This window comes from Variovorax sp. 22077, assembly GCF_052044195.1.
GTDB classification, from domain to species: Bacteria; Pseudomonadota; Gammaproteobacteria; order Burkholderiales; family Burkholderiaceae_C; genus Variovorax; species Variovorax atrisoli.
On record NZ_JBQEQC010000015.1, the window covers coordinates 46,680 to 64,057 of the forward strand.

Below are 17,378 nucleotides of genomic sequence, written 5' to 3' on the forward strand. Positions count from 1 at the left end.
AGATAGACAGCAGCAGCTCCCGCAGCCCATGAAAGTCACCCGCACCCGAGCCCTTCGCGGGCCCAATCTCTGGAGCCGCCATACCGCCATCGAGGCGGTCGTGGCCTGCCACGGCGACGAGAACGCCATCAGCAAGCTGAGCGGTTTCGAAGACCGCCTGCGCGCGCGCTTCCCGACCATCGGCGAGCTGCACCCGATGGTGCTAGGCCAGCCGCTGGCGCTCGCCCACGTGCTGGAGAACGCCGCCGTCGCGCTGCAGGCCCAGGCAGGCTGCGCGGTCAACTTCGGCCACACCTCTCCCACCGTGGAAGAAGGCGTCTACCAGGTCGTTTTCCAGTACACCGAGGAGGCCGTGGGCCGCCGCGCCGCCGAGCTGGCCGAGGAACTGATCGCCGCCGCCCAGAACGACACGCCCTTCGACGCCGAAGCCGCCATCGCAGAGCTGCGCGACCTCGACGAATCCGAGCGCCTGGGCCCGAGCACCGGCTCCATCGTCGACGCGGCGGTTGCGCGCGGCATTCCGTTCCGCCGCCTCACGCGCGGCAGCCTGGTGCAGTTCGGCTGGGGTTCGAAGCAGCGCCGCATCCAGGCCGCCGAGGTCGACAGCACCAGCGGCGTGGCCGAATCGATCGCGCAGGACAAGGAGCTGACCAAGCAGCTGCTCAACGCCGCCGGCGTGCCGGTGCCGCTGGGCCGCCCCGTGAGCAGCGCCGAAGACGGCTGGGCCGCCGCCAACGAGATCGGCCTGCCGGTCGTGGTGAAGCCGCAGGACGGCAACCAGGGCAAGGGCGTGACGGTCAACATCAACTCGCGCGAGGAGCTGTTCGCGGCCTACGAATCGGCCGCCGTCTACGGCGAGGTGATGGTCGAGAAGTTCCTGCCCGGCTTCGACTTCCGCCTGCTGGTGGTGGGCGACCGCCTCGTGGCCGCCGCACGCCGCGATCCGCCGCAGGTGATCGGCGACGGCAGCTCCACCGTGCGCCAGTTGGTCGACACGGTGAACCTCGACCCGCGCCGCGGCGAGGGCCATGCCACCTCGCTCACCAAGATCCGCCTGGACGACATCGCCATCGGCCGGCTCGAATCGCAGGGCCTCACGCCAGACAGCGTGCCCACGCTCGGCCAGCGCGTGGTGCTGCGCAACAACGCCAACCTTTCCACCGGCGGCACCGCCACCGACGTGACCGACACCGTGCACCCCGAAGTCGCGGCGCGCGCGATCGACGCGGCGCAGATGGTCGGCCTTCACATCTGCGGCGTCGACATGGTCTGCGAGAACGTGCTGCGCCCGCTCGAGGAGCAGCACGGCGGCGTGGTGGAAGTGAATGCCGCACCCGGCCTTCGCATGCACATCTCGCCATCGTTCGGCCGCGGCCGCGCGGTCGGCGAGGCGGTGATGGACACGCTCTTCGCCCACGGCGACGACGGCCGCATCCCCGTGGTGGCCGTCACCGGCACCAACGGCAAGACCACCACCGCGCGCCTCATCAACCACCTGCTCGCATCGAGCGGCCTGCGCACCGGCATGACCAACACCGACGGCGTGTACGTCGACGGACGGCAGACCGACAGCGGCGACTGCAGCGGCCCCAAGAGCGCACGCAACGTGCTGATGCACCCCGACGTGGACGCGGCCGTGTTCGAGGTGGCGCGCGGCGGCATCCTGCGCGAGGGCCTGGGCTTCGACCGCTGCCAGGTGGCGGTCGTCACCAACATCGGCAGCGGCGACCATCTCGGCCTGAACTACATCACCACCGTGGAAGACCTCGCGGTGCTCAAGCGCGTGATCGTGCGCAACGTGGCGCCCGACGGCTACGCGGTGCTCAACGCGGCCGACGTCAACGTCGCCGCGATGGCCACCGGCTGCCCCGGCAACGTGATCTTCTTCACCGCCGACCGCATGCACCCTGTGATGGCCACACACCGCGCGCAGGGCAAGCGCACCGTGTACGTCGATCAGGACACGCTGGTGGCCGCCGAAGGCTCGTGGCGCGAACGCATTCCGCTGCGCGACGTGCCGATCACCCGTGGCGGCAGCATCGGCTTCCAGGTCGACAACGTGATGGCCGCCGTGGCCGCGGCCTGGGGCGTGGGCCTCGACTGGGACACCATCCGCAGCGGCCTCGCGAGCTTCATGAACGACGCGGCCGGCGTGCCCGGGCGCTTCAACGTCATGGACTACCGCGGCGCGACCGTGATCGCCGACTATGGCCACAACACCGACGCGATGCGCGCGCTGGTGTCGGCCGTGGACACCATGCCGGCGAACAAGCGCTCGGTGGTCATCAGCGGCGCGGGCGACCGGCGCGACTCCGACATCCGCGACCAGACGGCCATCCTCGGGCAGGCCTTCGACGACGTGATCCTCTACCAGGACGCGGCTCAGCGCGGCCGCGCCGACGGCGAGGTCATGGCGCTGCTGCGCCAGGGCCTGCAGGGCGCGGCCCGCACGCGCTACATTGACGAGATCCGCGGCGAGTTCGTGGCCATCGACGCCGCGCTGGCCCGCCTGCAGCCGGGCGACCTCTCGCTGATCCTGGTCGACCAGGTCGAGGAGGCACTCGCCCACCTGGCCCAGCGGATCGCGGCGGGCTAGGAAGCTCGCCCCCAGGCTTCGCGCACTCCGTGTCGCGCGCGCCTTCCCCCTTCCGGGGGCGGCGTCTGCGTCCCGGCAAGGCAGGTTGCGCGACGCCCTGTTTGAAGGCCCGTCCACTGCCGGACATGTCCGACACGCAAGGGCGAGTCCGGCTCGGTGGGCGGCGTGCGGCTGTCCCACAGACTCCTAACCCATGCCGGCAGCACACTGAGGCTCCTGTCACGCACCTCTCGCAGGGCGTGCCCACCAAGGAGCCTGCATGAAAAAAACCCTTCGTTCCGTTCTCTCCGCCACGGCCATTTGCGCAGCCGGCGGCTTCATCGTCTTCGGTGCGCAGACGGCCGGCGCACAGGCGCCCGGCACCGAAACCCGCATGCAGAAGGAGCGAGCCACCTGCGACGGCGTACAGCAAGATCGCGCTGCATGCCTGCGCGAAGCCGGCGCGGCCCGCCAGGAAGCCTCGCGCGGCGGCCTCACCAGCCCCAGCCCTGCCCGGGAACAGGTCAATTCGCTTGCTCGCTGCAGCGAACTGCCCGCCGCCGAGCAGCCCGACTGCGAGGCCCGCATCAAGGGCGGCCCGCGCACCACCACCGAAGGCAGCGTGATGGGCGGCGGCGTGATCCGCGAGACCGTGACGCCGCTTCCGCCGCAACCCGCCCCGGCGCGTTGATACGTGGATACAAGCGGCCGGGTCGATCGTGTGAACCCGGGCCGCTTCGCACAGTCCAACTTCTCCCTGGTCAACCAGCTCACCTCAAGGAGTCATCCATGAAAAGCAACAAGCGTTCGATGCTCTTCACCGTGCTCGCCGTCGGGGCACTGACAGTCTCGGCGGCCGCCTCGGCTGCACCGCCCAAGCGCGGAGAGTCTTACAGCACCTACCAGCAGGAACTCGCCGTCTGCGGCCACAACCAGCAGGACCGCGCAGCATGCATCCGCGAAGCCGGCGCCGCACGCCAGGCCGCTGCACAGGGCGGCCTGACCAGCGCACCCGACTACCGCGCCAATGCGCTCGCGCGCTGCGCCCTTCAGCAGCCCGCCGACCGCCCTGCCTGCGAGGCACGCGTGCTCGGCAGCATGGGCAACACCACAGCCAGCGTCGATGGCAGCGTGATGGGCGGCGGCGTGATCCGCGAGTCGGTCACCACCACCGTGATGCCCGCGCCAGCGCCCATGATGGAACCGCGGCCGATGCCCATGCCCCGGCCGATGCCGGCTCCAATGCGCTGACCTGACAGCTTTTCCCTGCGAGGGGCATCGCCATTTCCCCGGGGATGGCGATGCCCCTACTGTCATATTTCTGTCACAAAAGCCTGAGATGTGCTAGCTATAGTTCCCGGTCCCTGCCCACCAAGGAACTCTTTTTCATGAATGCCATCAAGGTCGCTCGCCGATTCATCGAAACGGACCCGGCCAACGAATCGGCCAAGATCCTGGCCCAGCTCGTGCTGGCCCTGGAGTCCGAACGAAGCTTCGAACTCATCACCCTCTACGAGCTCGACTACAAGAGCTTCCAGCTTGCGATGGACATCCTGAAGGAGTGGCGCCTCGACCGCTACTACGCCAGCAAGTCCAAGCTGTTCGACCTGTCGCTGCAGGTCAGCGAACTCGAAGAGAACGCGAAAGGCGCCAAAGGCGCGAACCCCAGCGAAGCCGAGGCCTGAGAGGCCTTCGCCCTCTCTTTCGCTTTCTCTTCATGCAGCGCGGCAGTGCCGTCGCGCTGCTCCTCCCCTCTCTTCCTCGCCTACTTCCCCCAGCGCAGCACCAACGGATCGAGCCGCTTCGCGGTCTCGATCAGGCCAGCGCGAGTGTCGGGGTGCATGGCCGGCAGCGGATGCCGCGGCGCCTCGCAGGCGATCACACCGCCTTCCTTCATCAGCGACTTGCACGCCAGCAGACCGGCCTGGCGGTTCTCGTAGTTGATGAGCGGCAGCCACTGCTGGTAGAGCGCGAAGGCCTTGTCGCGGTCGCCGGCGCGGTGCGCCTCGATGATCGGGCGGATGCCGTCCGGATAGCCGCCCCCCGTCATCGATCCCGTGGCACCGGCATCGAGGTCGGGCATCAGCGTGATGGCTTCCTCGCCATCCCACGGCCCTTCGATGGCATCGCCGCCGAGGCGGATCAGCTCCCGCAGCTTCGACGCGGCACCGGGCGTCTCGATCTTGAAGTACGCCACCTGCTCGATCTCCTTCGCCATGCGCGCAAGAAACGGAGCCGACAGCACCGTGCCGCTGGCCGGCGCGTCCTGGATCATGATCGGGATGCCCACCGCGTCCGACAGCCGCGCATAGAACTCGTAGATCTGCGGCTCGGGCACGCGGAAGGTCGCGCCGTGATAGGGCGGCATCACCATCAGCATCGCGGCGCCCATGTCCTGCGCGCGGCGGCTGCGTTCGGCGCAGACCCTGGTGCTGTAGTGCGTGGTGGTCACGATCACCGGCACGCGGCCCTTCACGTGTTCGAGGATGGTGCGGGTGAGCACCTCGCGCTCCTCGTCCGACAGCACGAACTGCTCCGAGAAGTTCGCCAGGATGCACAGCCCGTCGGAGCCCGCGTCGATCATGAAGTCGACGCAGCGCTTCTGGCTTTCGAGATCGAGCGCGCCCTGTTCGGTGAAGGTGGTGGGCACCACCGGGAAGATGCCGCGGTATCTGGGGGTCATGGTGTCGAGGGATGGATCAGTGTGAATGACGGGGAACGGCCGCGCCGCGGCAGCCGACCAGGAAGTCGAAGTCGCAGCCTTCGTCTGCCTGCAGCACGTGGTTGACGTAGAGCTTCTGGTAGCCGCCGCCGCGCGTGCTCATCGGCTGCTTGTCGGACGCGGTGAGCGAAGCCAGGCGCGAAGCGAGCTCCTCGTCGCTGATGTCGAGGTGCAGGCGGCCGGCATCGCAGTCGAGCTCGATCCAGTCGCCGTCGCGCACCGCCGCCAGCGGCCCGCCGTCGGCCGCCTCGGGCGCGACGTGCAGCACCACGGTGCCGTAGGCCGTGCCGCTCATGCGCGCGTCGGAGATGCGCACCATGTCCTTGATGCCCTGGCGCAGCAGCTTCGGCGGCAGCCCCATGTTGCCGACCTCGGCCATGCCGGGGTAGCCCTTGGGGCCGCAGTTCTTGAGCACCAGCACGCAGCTCGCGTCGACGTCGAGGTCTTCGTCGACGATGCGCTCCTTGTAGTGCTCCAGGTTCTCGAACACCACCGCACGGCCGCGGTGCTTCAGCAGCTCCGGCGAGGCCGCCGAGGGCTTGAGCACCGCGCCGCGGGGCGACAGGTTGCCGCGCAGGATGCGGATGCCGCCGTCGGCGATCAGCGGCCTGTCGAGCGGACGGATCACCTCGTCGTCGAGACTGGGCGCATCGCGTACGTTGTCCCAGAGCGACTGGCCGTTCACCGTGAGCGCGCCGGGGTGCGGCAGCAGGCCGGCCTCGCCCAGGCGGCGCAGCACCGCGGGCAGGCCGCCCGCGTAATAGAACTCCTCCATCAGGAAGCGGCCCGAGGGCATCAGGTCGACGATGGTCGGCGTGTGGCTGCCGATGCGCGTCCAGTCCTCCAGTTCCAGATCGACGCCGATGCGCCCGGCGATCGCCTTCAGGTGGATCACCGCGTTGGTCGATCCGCCGATGGCCGCATTGACGCGGATCGCATTCTCGAAGGCCTCGCGCGTGAGGATTTTCGACAGCGTGAGCCCCTCCTTCGCCATCTCCACCACGCGCATGCCCGACATCTGCGCGAGCACGTAGCGGCGCGCATCGACCGCGGGGATCGCCGCGTTGTGCGGCAGCGAGGCGCCCAGCGCCTCGGCCATGCAGGCCATGGTCGAGGCCGTGCCCATGGTGTTGCAGGTGCCCGCCGAGCGCGACATGCCGCCTTCGGCCGAGAGGAACTGGTGCAGGTTGATCTCGCCCGCCTTCAGCGATTCGTGCAGCTGCCACACGGCCGTGCCGGAGCCGATGTTCTTGCCCTCGAGCTTGCCGTTGAGCATCGGCCCGCCGGTGACCACGATGGCCGGGATGTCGCAGCTCGCGGCGCCCATCAGGAGCGCGGGCGTGGTCTTGTCGCAGCCGGTGAGCAGCACCACCGCATCGACCGGGTTGCCGCGGATGGCCTCTTCCACGTCCATGCTCGCGAGGTTGCGCGTGAGCATCGCGGTGGGCCGCAGGTTCGATTCGCCGTTGGAGAACACCGGGAACTCCACCGGGAAGCCGCCGGCCTCCGAGATGCCGCGCTTCACGTGCTCGGCAATCTTGCGGAAGTGCGCGTTGCAGGGCGTGAGCTCCGACCAGGTGTTGCAGATGCCGATGATCGGGCGGCCATCGAATTCATGGTCCGGGATGCCCTGGTTCTTCATCCAGCTTCGGTACATGAAGCCGTTCTTGTCGGCCGAGCCGAACCATTCGGTCGAGCGCAGTTTCTTCGGAGGGGTGTCCGGCATGCGAGTTGTCCTGAGGGAGAGAGGGGGAGAAAAAGGAAGGTCAGCGCCGCGGTGCGCGCGATGTGAAGAAGCGCTGCAGCAGGCAGAACACGAACAGCAGCGCGCCGACAACGATGCGCGTCCACCACGAGCTCAGCGTGCCGTCGAAGGAGATGAGCGTCTGGATGATGCCCAGCATCAGCACGCCGAAGAGCGTGCCCGCCACGTAGCCCACGCCGCCGGTCAGCAGCGTGCCGCCGATCACCACCGCCGCGATCGCGTCGAGCTCCAGCCCGACCGCATGCAGGCCGTAGCCCGAGAGCATGTAGAAGGTGAAGATCACGCCCGCCAGCGCCGAGCAGAAGCCCGAGAGCGTGTACACGCCGATCAGGGTGCGGCGCACCGGCAGCCCCATCAGCACCGCCGACTGCTCGCTGCCGCCGATGGCATACACCGCACGCCCGAACGGGGTGCAGTGCGCGAGAAAGATCGCCGCCAGCAGCACCACGATGGCGATCACCGCGCTGATCGACACCGAGGCCTCGCCCCACACCGGAATGCGGATCTGCGAGACCTCGGAGTAGAACTCGTTGGTGATGCTGATCGAGTCGATGCTGATGAGGTAGCAAAGCCCCCGCGCCAGGAACATGCCCGCCAGCGTGACGATGAAGGGCTGCAGCCTGAAGCGCTCGATGAGCACCCCCATGAAGGCACCGAATGCCGTGCCCATGACGAGCACCAGCGGAATCACGATGGCCGGGCTCCAGCCGTGCTTCTCCACCAGGGAGGCCGACACCATGGTGGTGAGCGCGATCACCGAGCCCACCGAGAGGTCGATGCCGCCCGAGAGGATCACGAAGGTCATGCCCACCGCCACGACGATGAGGAAGGCGTTGTCGATCAGCAGGTTGAGGAACACCTGCGCCGAGAAGAAGCCGTCGTAGAACACCGAGCCCAGCGTGGCCACCAGCACGAACAGCGAGATGGTCGCCGCCAGCGGCAGGTATTTCGGATTGAGCCCCCGGCTCCCTCTGCCGCGCCTTCCGTCTGCGGAAGCGGGCTGGGCCGGGCGTGCAGTCTCGATCACCGCGCTCATGCCTTCGCTCCTTCATGCGCCGGCCGCTGCACCAGCGTGCGCACCTGCGACCTGAACTCCGGCGACTGCAGCAGCATTACCACGAACACCACGCCCGCCTTCACCACCAGGTTGATCTCCGGCGGCACGCCCAGCGAGTAGATCGCGTAGGTCAGCGTCTGGATGATGAGCGCGCCGATCACGCTGCCCACGAGGCTGAAGCGTCCGCCGGTGAGCGCGGTGCCGCCCAGCGTCACCGCCAGGATCGCGTCGAGCTCGATGAGCTGGCCCGCGTTGTTGCCGTCCGCGCTCTTGACGTTGGAGCTGATGAGCAAGCCCGCCACGCCCGCGCAGGCGCCGCAGAACGCATAGGCGCCGACGATCAGCCGCCGTGCCTGCACGCCCGCCACGCGCGCCGCCGTCGGGTTGATGCCCACCGCCTGGATGAAGAGCCCCAGCGCCGTGCGCGTGATGGCCAGGTACAGCAGCACGAACACGGCCGCCACGATGAACAGCGAGAACGGCAGCCCCAGCAGGTAGCCGCTGCCGAGGAAGAAGAAGGGCTTGTAGTAGATGGTGATGATCTGCCCGTCGGCGATCAGCTGCGCGATGCCGCGCCCCGCCACCATCAGGATCAGCGTCGCGATGATGGGCTGCATGCCCACCTTCGCCACCAGCAGGCCGTTCCACAGCCCGCACACCAGCGCGATGCCGATGGCCGCGAGGATCGCGAGCGGCATCGGAAAGCGGCTCGTGTCGCTGGAGACCGAGCCGCCGATCATCCAGGCCGCGAGCGCCGCCGCGATGGCCACCACGGCGCCCACCGAGATGTCGATGCCGCGGGTGGCGATCACCAGGGTCATGCCGAGCGACACCAGCACCAGCGGCGCGGCGCGGTTGAGGATGTCGACGAGGCTGCCGTAGAGATGGCCTTCGCGCCATTCGAGGTGCAGGAAGCTGGCGTTGAAGGCGGTGTTCACCGCCAGCAGGAGCAGCAGCGTGACGATGGGCCACGCGAGGCGATGGCTCATGAGAGATGAAAGGCGGTTCATGTGTTCTGCCTTGCTCCTTCCCCCTCTGGGGGAAGGCTGGGATGGGGGCATGCGGCCTCGAACGCGGCGCGAAGGTGAAGGCCGTCTGCCCCCACCCCAGCCCTCCCCCGGAAGGGGAGGGAGAAGAACAGGAAGGACTTCATGCTGCCGCAATCATTTCGTACACCTCATCCTCGGTCGAACCGCCCGGCAGCTCGCCCACCTTCTTCCTGTCGCGCAGCACCACGATGCGATGCGCCACGCGCACCACCTCGCTCATCTCCGAGGAAATGAAGATCACCGCCATGCCGGCCTTCGCCAGCCGCAGGATCTCTTCCATGATCTCCTGCTTGGCCGCCACGTCGATGCCCCGCGTGGGCTCGTCGAGGATCAGCAGGCGCGGCTCGGTCGCGAGCCAGCGCGCGATCACGGCCTTCTGCTGGTTGCCGCCCGAGAGCAGCCCGATCGGCGTATCGACGCTCGCGGTCTTGATGCCGAGCGACGCGACGAACTTCTCCGCCATCGCCGTCTGCTCCGCATGCGAGAGAAAGCGCCTCGTGCCCAGCCGTGCCTGCAGCGCCAGCGCGATGTTCTCGCGCACCGACAGCTCGGCGACGATGCCGTCCGTCTTGCGCTCCTCGGGGCACAGCGCCAGCCCTTCGCGGATCGCATCGGCCGGGTTCGAGAAGCTGAGGCTGCGGCCGTCGACCTTGAGCACGCCGCGGTCCGGCGTCTCCAGTCCGAACAGCAGCCGTGCGAGTTCGGTGCGGCCGGCGCCGAGCAGTCCCGCGATGCCGACGACCTCGCCCGCGCGCACGCGCAGGTCGGTCGCCTGCAGCTGGCCCGCCTGCCCCAGGCCCTCGATCTGGAGCAGCGCGGGGGCGGCCTCGTCGAACGAAGGCAGCGCGGCCGGCCTCGCCGACTGCGCAGCGAGCTCGCGCCCGAGCATCGCGGCGATCAGCGCCTGCGGCCCGAGATCGGCCGCCTTCCACTCGCCGATCCATGCGCCGTTGCGCAGCACGGTGATGCGGTCCGACACCGCGTACATCTGGTTGAGGAAGTGCGTCACGAAGACGATGGCCAACCCCTCGGCGCGCAGCCGCCGCAGCACGTCGAAGAGCTTCTCGACCTCGTCGTCGTCGAGGCTGGACGTGGGCTCGTCGAGGATCAGCACCTTCGAAGACACGCCCAGCGCCCGCGCGATGGCCACCATCTGCTGCACCGCCACCGAGTAGCTCGACAGCAGCCGGGTCACGTCGATGTCGAGCCCGATGCGCGCCAGCAGCTCCTCGGCGCGCCGGTTCACCGCGGCCCAGTCGATGCGGAAGCCCTGCACCGCGCCCTTGCGCGGATAGCGCCCGGCGAACACGTTCTCCGCCACCGAAAGGTTCGGGCACAGGTTCACTTCCTGGTAGACGGTGCTGATGCCCAGCTTCTGCGCCTCCAGCGGCGAATGCGCGCGGATCGGCTTGCCTTCGAGCAGCATCTCGCCGCCGCTGGACGGCAGCACGCCCGTAAGCACCTTGATCAGCGTCGACTTGCCAGCGCCGTTCTGCCCCATGAGCGCGTGGATCTCGCCCGGATAAAGATCGAGCCGGACGTCGCGCAGCACCGGGATGCCGCCGAACTGCTTGTGGATGCCCCTGAGCTGGAGAACGGGGCTGGCGCTTGCGTCTGCCATGTGCCGTGCTTCACTTGTTCTTGTTGTAGACGTCGATGAACACCGCGGCCAGCAGCACCAGTCCCTTGATGACCTGCTGGTAGTCGATGCCGATGCCCAGGATCGACATGCCGTTGTTCATCACGCCCATGATGAAGGCGCCGATCACCGCCCCCATCACCTTGCCCACCCCGCCCGAAGCGGAGGCGCCGCCGATGAAGCAGGCCGCGATCACGTCGAGCTCGAAGCCCAGGCCGGCCTTGGGCGTGGCTGTGTTGAGCCGCGCCGCGAACACGAGGCCCGCCAGCGCCGCGAGTGCGCCCATGTTCACGAAGGTCAGGAACGCGAGCCGCTGCGTCTTCACGCCAGACAGGCGCGCCGCCTTCTCGTTGCCGCCCAGCGCGTAGATTCGCCGGCCGACGGTGGTGCGGTTGATGACGAAGTCGTACACCACGATCAGCACCGCCATCACGATCAGCACGTTGGGCAGGCCCTTGTAGGTCGACAGCAGGTAGCTGAAGAACAGGATGATGGCCGCGAAGAACAGGTTCTTCACCAGGAAGAAGGCGTAGGGCTCCTGCTCCATGCCGTGCGCCGCCAGCTTGGCGCGCCCGCGCATCTTGAAGAACACCAGCGCCACGGCGGCCAGCGCGCCCACGATCAGCGAGGTGGTGCGGAAGGTGTCGCCGCCCAGCGGGTCGGGAATGAAGCCCGAGCTCAGCCGCTGGAATTCCACCGGGAACGGCCCCACCGACTGCCCCGCCAGCAGCGCCAGCGTCAGCCCCTTGAACACCAGCATGCCCGCGAGCGTGACGATGAACGACGGGATCTTGCGAAAGGCCACGAACCAGCCCTGCGCCGCGCCGATGACCGCGCCCGCGAGGATGCTCACCAGTGCCGTCGGCACGAAATGCCAGTCGTACTCCACCATCAGCACCGCAGCCAGCGCGCCGATGAAGCCGCACACCGAGCCCACCGACAGGTCGATGTGCCCCGCCACGATCACCAGCAGCATGCCCAGCGCCATGATGACCACGTAGCTGTTCTGCAGCAGCAGGTTGGTGAGGTTGAGCGGCCGCAGCAGCGTGCCGTCGGTCAGCACCTGGAACAGCACCATGATCGCGACCAGCGAGATCAGCATGCCGTACTCGCGCAGGTTGTTCTTCAGGAACCCCGCGTGCAGCCGCGCCGCGGCTCCTTCCTGCGCCGGCACTGCCGGCTTCGCCACGTTGACTTCAGGATGCGACATGGACGGAACTCCCTGAACTCACGATGGCATGCATGATGCGCTCCTGCGAGGCTTCTGCAGCCGGAAACTCGGCGACGAAGCGCCCCTCGTTCATCACGTAGATGCGGTCGCACATGCCGAGCAGCTCCGGCAGTTCGGAAGAAATCATGAGAATGCCCTTGCCCTCGCTGGCAAGCCTGTCGATGATGGTGTAGATCTCGTACTTGGCGCCCACGTCGATGCCGCGCGTGGGCTCGTCGAGGATCAGCAGTTCGGGCTTCGTGAAGAGCCACTTGCTCAGCACCACCTTCTGCTGGTTGCCGCCCGAGAGGTTGACCACCAGCTGCTCGATGCCCGAGCAGCGGATGTTGAGCGCCTTGCGGTACTCGTTGGCCACCTTGAACTCGCGCCCGTGGTCGATCACCGATCTGTCGGCGATCGCATCGAGGTTCGCGAGGCTGATGTTCTTGCGGATGTCTTCCTCCAGCACCAGCCCGAGGCCCTTGCGGTCTTCGGTGACGTAGGCGATGCCATGGTCGATGGCCTTGCGCACCGTGCTCACGTCCACCGGCTTGCCGTGCATGAACACAGAGCCGCTGATGCGCTGGCCGTAGGAGCGGCCGAAGATGCTCATCGCCAGCTCGGTTCGGCCCGCGCCCATGAGGCCCGCGATGCCGACGATCTCGCCCTGGCGCACGTTCAGGCTCACGCCCTTGATCTGCTCGCGGTCGGCGTGCAGCGCGTGGTGCACGCGCCAGTCGCGCACCTCGAACACGGTGCTGCCGATCTTAGGGTCGCGCTGCGGATAGCGGTGCGCCATGTCGCGTCCCACCATGCCGCGGATGATGCGGTCCTCGCTGATCGGCTGGCCGCGGCAGTCCATGGTCTCCACGGTCGCGCCGTCGCGCAGCACGGTGATGGCGTCGGCCACCTTGGCGATCTCGTTGAGCTTGTGCGAGATGAGGATCGACGCGATGCCCTGGCGCTTGAGCTCCAGCAGCAGCATCAGCAGCGCGTCGCTGTCGTTCTCGTTGAGGCTGGCGGTGGGCTCGTCGAGGATCAGCAGCTTCACCTCCTTGGCCAGCGCCTTCGCTATCTCGACGAGCTGCTGCTTGCCCACGCCCAGGTCGGTCACCAGCGTGGTGGGCGGCTCCTTCAGGCCCACCTTGGCGAGCAGCTCGCGCGTCTTCGCATAGGCGGCGAACCAGTCGATCACGCCGGCGCCGTTGGCAAGCTCGTTGCCGAGGAAGATGTTCTCGGCGATGGACAGCAGCGGCACCAGCGCCAGCTCCTGGTGGATGATGATGATGCCGAGCTTCTCGCTGTCGGCGATGCCCCTGAAGCGGCGCTCCTCGCCCTCGAAGAAGATCTCGCCGGTGTAGGAGTCGCACGGGTAGACGCCGCTCAATACCTTCATGAGCGTCGACTTGCCCGCGCCGTTCTCCCCGACCACCGCGTGGATCTCCCCCGCGCGCACGCTGAGGTTGACGTTGCTCAGCGCCTTCACGCCGGGAAACGTCTTCGTGATGCCGCGCATCTCCAGGATGGCGGCATCGGCAGTGCGACCGTGCACGCTCACTTGATCTGGCTTTCCTTGTAGTAGCCGCTGTCGACCAGCACCTGCTTCCAGTTCGACGCATCCACGCTCACGGGCTTGAGCAGGTACGAGGGCACGACCTTGATGCCGTTGTTGTAGGTCTTGGTGTCGTTCACCTCGGGCGTCTTGCCCGAGAGCATCGCGTCCACCATCGCCACCGTCACCTTGGCCAGCTCGCGCGTGTCCTTGAACACGGTGGAGGTCTGCTCCTTGCGCAGGATCGACTTGATCGAAGGAATCTCCGCGTCCTGCCCCGTGACCACCGGCATCGGCTGCGAGGCCGAGCCGTAGCCCACGCCCTTGAGCGACGACAGGATGCCGATCGAAAGGCCGTCGTACGGCGACAGCACCGCATCGACGCGGTCCTTGGTGTAGAAGGCCGACAGCAGGTTGTCCATGCGCGCCTGCGCCACGGCGCCGTCCCAGCGCAGCGTGCCGACCTTGTCCATGCCCATCTGCTTGCTGCGCACCACCAGCTTGCCGCCCTTGATGTAGGGGTCGAGCACCGACATCGCGCCGTTGTAGAAGAAGAAGGCGTTGTTGTCGTCGGGCGAGCCGCCGAAGAGCTCGATGTTGAACGGACCCTTGCCGCCCTTCAGGTCGAGCGACTTCTCGATCGACTGCGCCTGCAGCACACCCACCTGGAAGTTGTCGAAGGTGGCGTAGTAGTCGACGTTCTTCGAGCCCTTGATGAGCCGGTCGTAGGCGATGACCTTCACGCCCTTGTCGGCCGCCTTCTGCAGCACGTCCGACAGCGTGGTCCCGTCGATGGCGGCGATGACCAGCACCTTCGAGCCCTTGGTCACCATGTTCTCGATCTGCGCGAGCTGGTTGGGGATGTCGTCTTCGGCGTACTGCAGGTCGGTCTTGTAGCCCTTGTCCTTGAAGTACTTGACCATGTTGGCGCCGTCCGCGATCCATCGCGCCGACGACTTGGTGGGCATGGAAATGGCGATCAGGCCCTTGTCCTGCGCGCTGGCCAGCGGCGAGAAGCCGACGATGGCCAGCGCGACGCCTGCGAGCGATGCCTTGAGGAAGTTGCGTTTCATGTTCGATCCGTTTTTTTCGATGGGTGCTATATCTTTTCCAGGAACACCGGGGAACCGGCTTCGCCGGGCCGCAGGTGTTGCCCCCGGCGAGGGGGTTGGCGAAGCGGACACGAAGTGCCGCGCAGCCTGGGGGAGTACTCAATACTTCCGGTTGGGAAACTCTTTGGCTGCGACTTCCATGGGGAAGATGCTCTCGACCGTCACGATGCGCTTGGGCAGCGTCTTGCCGTCCTTGATGTCCTTCACCGCCTGCATCAGCTGCGGGCCGAGCAGCGGGCTGCACTCAACCGACACGTTGAGCTTGCCGGCGATCATGGCCTCGAAGGCGCCCTTCACGCCGTCGATGGAGATGATCACGATGTCCTTCGCGGGCTTCAGGCCGGCTTCCTCGATGGCCTGGATGGCGCCGATGGCCATGTCGTCGTTGTGCGCGTAGAGCACGTTGATCTTCTTGCCCTCGGCCTTCAGGAAGGCCTCCATCACCTCCTTGCCCTTGGCGCGCGTGAAGTCGCCGGTCTGCGAGCGGATGATCTTGAACTTCGGGTCGGCCTTGATGATTTCCTCGAAGCCCTTCTTGCGGTCGATGGCCGGTGCCGAGCCCACGGTGCCCTGCAGCTCGACGATGTTCACGTCGCCCTTCTGGTCCTTCATCTTCTCCACCAGCCAGCGGCCGGCCTTGCGGCCTTCCTCGGTGAAGTCGGAGCCCATGAAGGTCACGTAGAGCGAGTCGTCCTTGGTGTTGACGGAGCGGTCGGTCAGCACCACCGGAATCTTCGCGGCCTTGGCCTCGCGCAGCACGGTCTCCCAGCCCGACTCGACCACCGGCGAGAAGGCGATCACGTCCACCTTCTGGGCGATGTACGAACGGATGGCCTTGATCTGGTTCTCCTGCTTCTGCTGCGCGTCGGAGAACTTGAGCTCGATGCCGGCGTCCTTGGCGGACGACTTGATCGACTCGGTGTTGGCGGTGCGCCATTCGCTCTCGGCGCCAACCTGCGCGAAGCCGAGCACCAGCTTCTTCTGCGCGAGCACGGAAGCGGGCAGCAGTCCGCCGAGCGCGGCGGCAGCCAGGGCGGTGTTGAGGGTGCGGCGATTCATGGTCATGGGAATGTCTCCTTCTTGATGTTTCCGAGGATTTGCCTGTCGGCGTTGGCTGTTGACGTACTGAAACCCCATCCGGCTCAGGCCAGCATGTAGCCGGTCTTGACCGTCGTGTAGAACTCCGCGGCGTGGCGCCCTTGTTCGCGCGGCCCGTAGCCCGACCCCTTGCGGCCGCCGAAGGGCACGTGGAAGTCCACCCCCGCGGTCGGCAGATTGACCATGGTCATGCCGACCACGGCATGGCGCCTGAAATGCATCGCGTGCTTCAGCGAATTGGTGCAGATGCCGGCGCACAGGCCGAATGGCGTGTCGTTGCACAGCGCGAGCGCCTCGTCGTAGTCGTCGGCGCGCAGCACGCAGGCCAGCGGGCCGAATATCTCCTCGCGCGCGATGCGGTGCGAGGGCTTCGCGAGGAAGAGCGCGGGGCTCATGTAGTGGCCGGTGGTGGCGCGCTCCAGCGCCTCGCCGCCCCACACGTGCTCGGCGCCCTCTTCGCGTGCGGTGTCGACCCAGGCGAGGTCCTGCGCGAGGCGCTCTTCGTCGACGACGGGGCCGATGTCGACGCCGCGCTCCAGCGCGTGGCCGATCTTCAGCGTCTTCAGCCGCTGGCGCAGCTTCGCCACGAAGGCGTCGTGCACCGCCGACTCGACGATGAGCCGGCTCGAGGCCGTGCAGCGCTGGCCGGCGGAGAAATACGCGCCCTGCACCGCGCAATCGACGGCGCGGTCGAGGTCGGCATCGGCCAGCACCACCAGCGCGTTCTTGCCGCCGGTCTCCAGCTGCACCTTGGCGCGGCGAGCGGCCGCAGCCTGCAGGATGCGCTCGCCGTTGGCCATGGAGCCCGTGAAGCTCAGAGCATCGACCAGCGGGCTGTCGACCAGCGCCTGCCCCGCTTCGCGGCCGCTGCCCATCACCAGGTTGAATGCGCCGGCCGGCAATGCGGCGCGGCTGATGATCTCGGCCAGCGCCCAGCCGCAGCCCGACACCAGCTCGGCCGGCTTGAACACCACGCTGTTGCCGTGGGCCAGCGCGGGCGCGATCTTCCATGCGGGCACCACGAAGGGCGAGTTCCACGGGGTGATGAGGCCCACCACGCCCACCGGCTCGCGCGTGACGTCGACCTGCACCCCCGCGCGAACCGAGGCCACGTTCTCGCCGCCACCGCCGCGCAGTGCTTCTCCGGCGAAGAACTTGAAGATCTGGCCGGCGCGGGCCACCTCGGCCACCGCCTCCGTCAGCGTCTTGCCCTCCTCGCGCGCCAGCAGCATGCCCAGGTCGTCCTTGCGCGCGAGCAGCTCGGTGCCGATGCGGTCGAGCACGTCGGCGCGCCGCTGCGGCGTGCTGTGGCTCCAGTGGGGAAAGGCCTCGGTGGCGGCGCGGATGGCCGCCTCCGCCTGGCGGCGATCGGCACGTGCGTACTCGGCCACCACCTCGCTGGTGTCCGAGGGATTGGCGCTTACACCGGTGGTCGCGCTGGTTTCCCAGCGGCCGTTGATGTACTGCCGCACGTTCTGATGAAGCTCGCCGTGGATCACCGCAGGCCTGGACCTTGTCTCTTTTGTTATTGGAGTGTCCGAAGTCTAGGAACAGATTTGATATCGATCCAATCGTTTTTTGAGCAAAATAGATATCGAT

14 protein-coding genes are annotated in these 17,378 nt (G+C 67.4%); 4 read left to right on the top strand and 10 right to left on the bottom strand.

Going from position 1 to position 17,378, the window contains the following annotated elements; genetic code table 11:
- The first annotated feature begins 28 nt into the window (after positions 1-28).
- The 4 genes from cphA to ACTJLF_RS21375 all read left to right on the top strand — a co-directional run bounded on the left by cphA (position 29) and on the right by ACTJLF_RS21375 (position 4,260).
- Positions 29-2,596: a cyanophycin synthetase gene (cphA, locus tag ACTJLF_RS21360; RefSeq protein ID WP_126182607.1), complete on the top strand. Its 2,568-nt coding sequence runs from the start codon at positions 29-31 to the stop codon at positions 2,594-2,596.
- A 259-nt stretch (positions 2,597-2,855) separates the two neighbouring features.
- Positions 2,856-3,266, top strand: a complete 411-nt coding sequence (locus ACTJLF_RS21365) for a hypothetical protein (RefSeq protein WP_019654531.1) — start codon at positions 2,856-2,858, stop codon at positions 3,264-3,266.
- Positions 3,267-3,364: 98 nt separating this feature from the next.
- Positions 3,365-3,826 carry a hypothetical protein gene (locus ACTJLF_RS21370; protein WP_132752292.1) on the top strand — a complete coding sequence of 154 codons (462 nt, stop codon included), beginning with the start codon at positions 3,365-3,367 and terminating at the stop codon, positions 3,824-3,826.
- A gap of 137 nt (positions 3,827-3,963) precedes the next feature.
- Positions 3,964-4,260, top strand: a complete 297-nt coding sequence (locus tag ACTJLF_RS21375; protein ID WP_019654533.1) for a hypothetical protein — start codon at positions 3,964-3,966, stop codon at positions 4,258-4,260.
- Positions 4,261-4,340: 80 nt separating this feature from the next.
- Here ACTJLF_RS21375 and ACTJLF_RS21380 read toward each other — a convergent pair whose 3' ends face one another.
- From ACTJLF_RS21380 to ACTJLF_RS21425, 10 genes are all read right to left on the bottom strand, one after another.
- On the bottom strand, positions 4,341-5,258 hold the full coding sequence (locus tag ACTJLF_RS21380) for a dihydrodipicolinate synthase family protein (RefSeq protein WP_132752291.1): 918 nt from the start codon (positions 5,256-5,258) through the stop codon (positions 4,341-4,343).
- Between the two features lie 16 nt (positions 5,259-5,274).
- Positions 5,275-7,023 carry an IlvD/Edd family dehydratase gene (locus tag ACTJLF_RS21385; protein WP_132752290.1) on the bottom strand — a complete coding sequence of 583 codons (1,749 nt, stop codon included), beginning with the start codon at positions 7,021-7,023 and terminating at the stop codon, positions 5,275-5,277.
- 40 nt (positions 7,024-7,063) lie between these two features.
- Positions 7,064-8,098: a galactofuranose ABC transporter, permease protein YjfF gene (gene yjfF / locus ACTJLF_RS21390; RefSeq protein WP_126182604.1), complete on the bottom strand. Its 1,035-nt coding sequence runs from the start codon at positions 8,096-8,098 to the stop codon at positions 7,064-7,066.
- Complete coding sequence (locus ACTJLF_RS21395; RefSeq protein WP_132752289.1) at positions 8,095-9,129, bottom strand: ABC transporter permease; 1,035 nt, start codon at positions 9,127-9,129, stop codon at positions 8,095-8,097. Before ACTJLF_RS21395 ends, yjfF begins: the two co-directional genes overlap by 4 nt.
- A 139-nt stretch (positions 9,130-9,268) precedes the next feature.
- Positions 9,269-10,789, bottom strand: a complete 1,521-nt coding sequence (locus tag ACTJLF_RS21400; protein WP_132752288.1) for a sugar ABC transporter ATP-binding protein — start codon at positions 10,787-10,789, stop codon at positions 9,269-9,271.
- A 10-nt stretch (positions 10,790-10,799) separates the two neighbouring features.
- A complete protein-coding gene (gene mmsB / locus ACTJLF_RS21405) occupies positions 10,800-12,017 on the bottom strand; it encodes a multiple monosaccharide ABC transporter permease (RefSeq protein WP_440883883.1) in 1,218 nt (405 codons plus the stop codon).
- A complete protein-coding gene (gene mmsA / locus ACTJLF_RS21410) occupies positions 12,004-13,533 on the bottom strand; it encodes a multiple monosaccharide ABC transporter ATP-binding protein (RefSeq protein WP_126182880.1) in 1,530 nt (509 codons plus the stop codon). The genes mmsB and mmsA overlap by 14 nt, the downstream gene beginning before the upstream one ends.
- A gap of 38 nt (positions 13,534-13,571) precedes the next feature.
- Positions 13,572-14,642: a multiple monosaccharide ABC transporter substrate-binding protein gene (gene chvE, locus ACTJLF_RS21415; protein WP_132752287.1), complete on the bottom strand. Its 1,071-nt coding sequence runs from the start codon at positions 14,640-14,642 to the stop codon at positions 13,572-13,574.
- 138 nt (positions 14,643-14,780) lie between these two features.
- On the bottom strand, positions 14,781-15,746 hold the full coding sequence (locus ACTJLF_RS21420) for an ABC transporter substrate-binding protein (protein ID WP_019654542.1): 966 nt from the start codon (positions 15,744-15,746) through the stop codon (positions 14,781-14,783).
- 77 nt (positions 15,747-15,823) lie between these two features.
- Entirely contained in the window at positions 15,824-17,278 is a 1,455-nt protein-coding gene (locus tag ACTJLF_RS21425; protein WP_019654543.1) for an aldehyde dehydrogenase family protein, read from the bottom strand.
- Positions 17,279-17,378 lie beyond the last annotated feature (100 nt).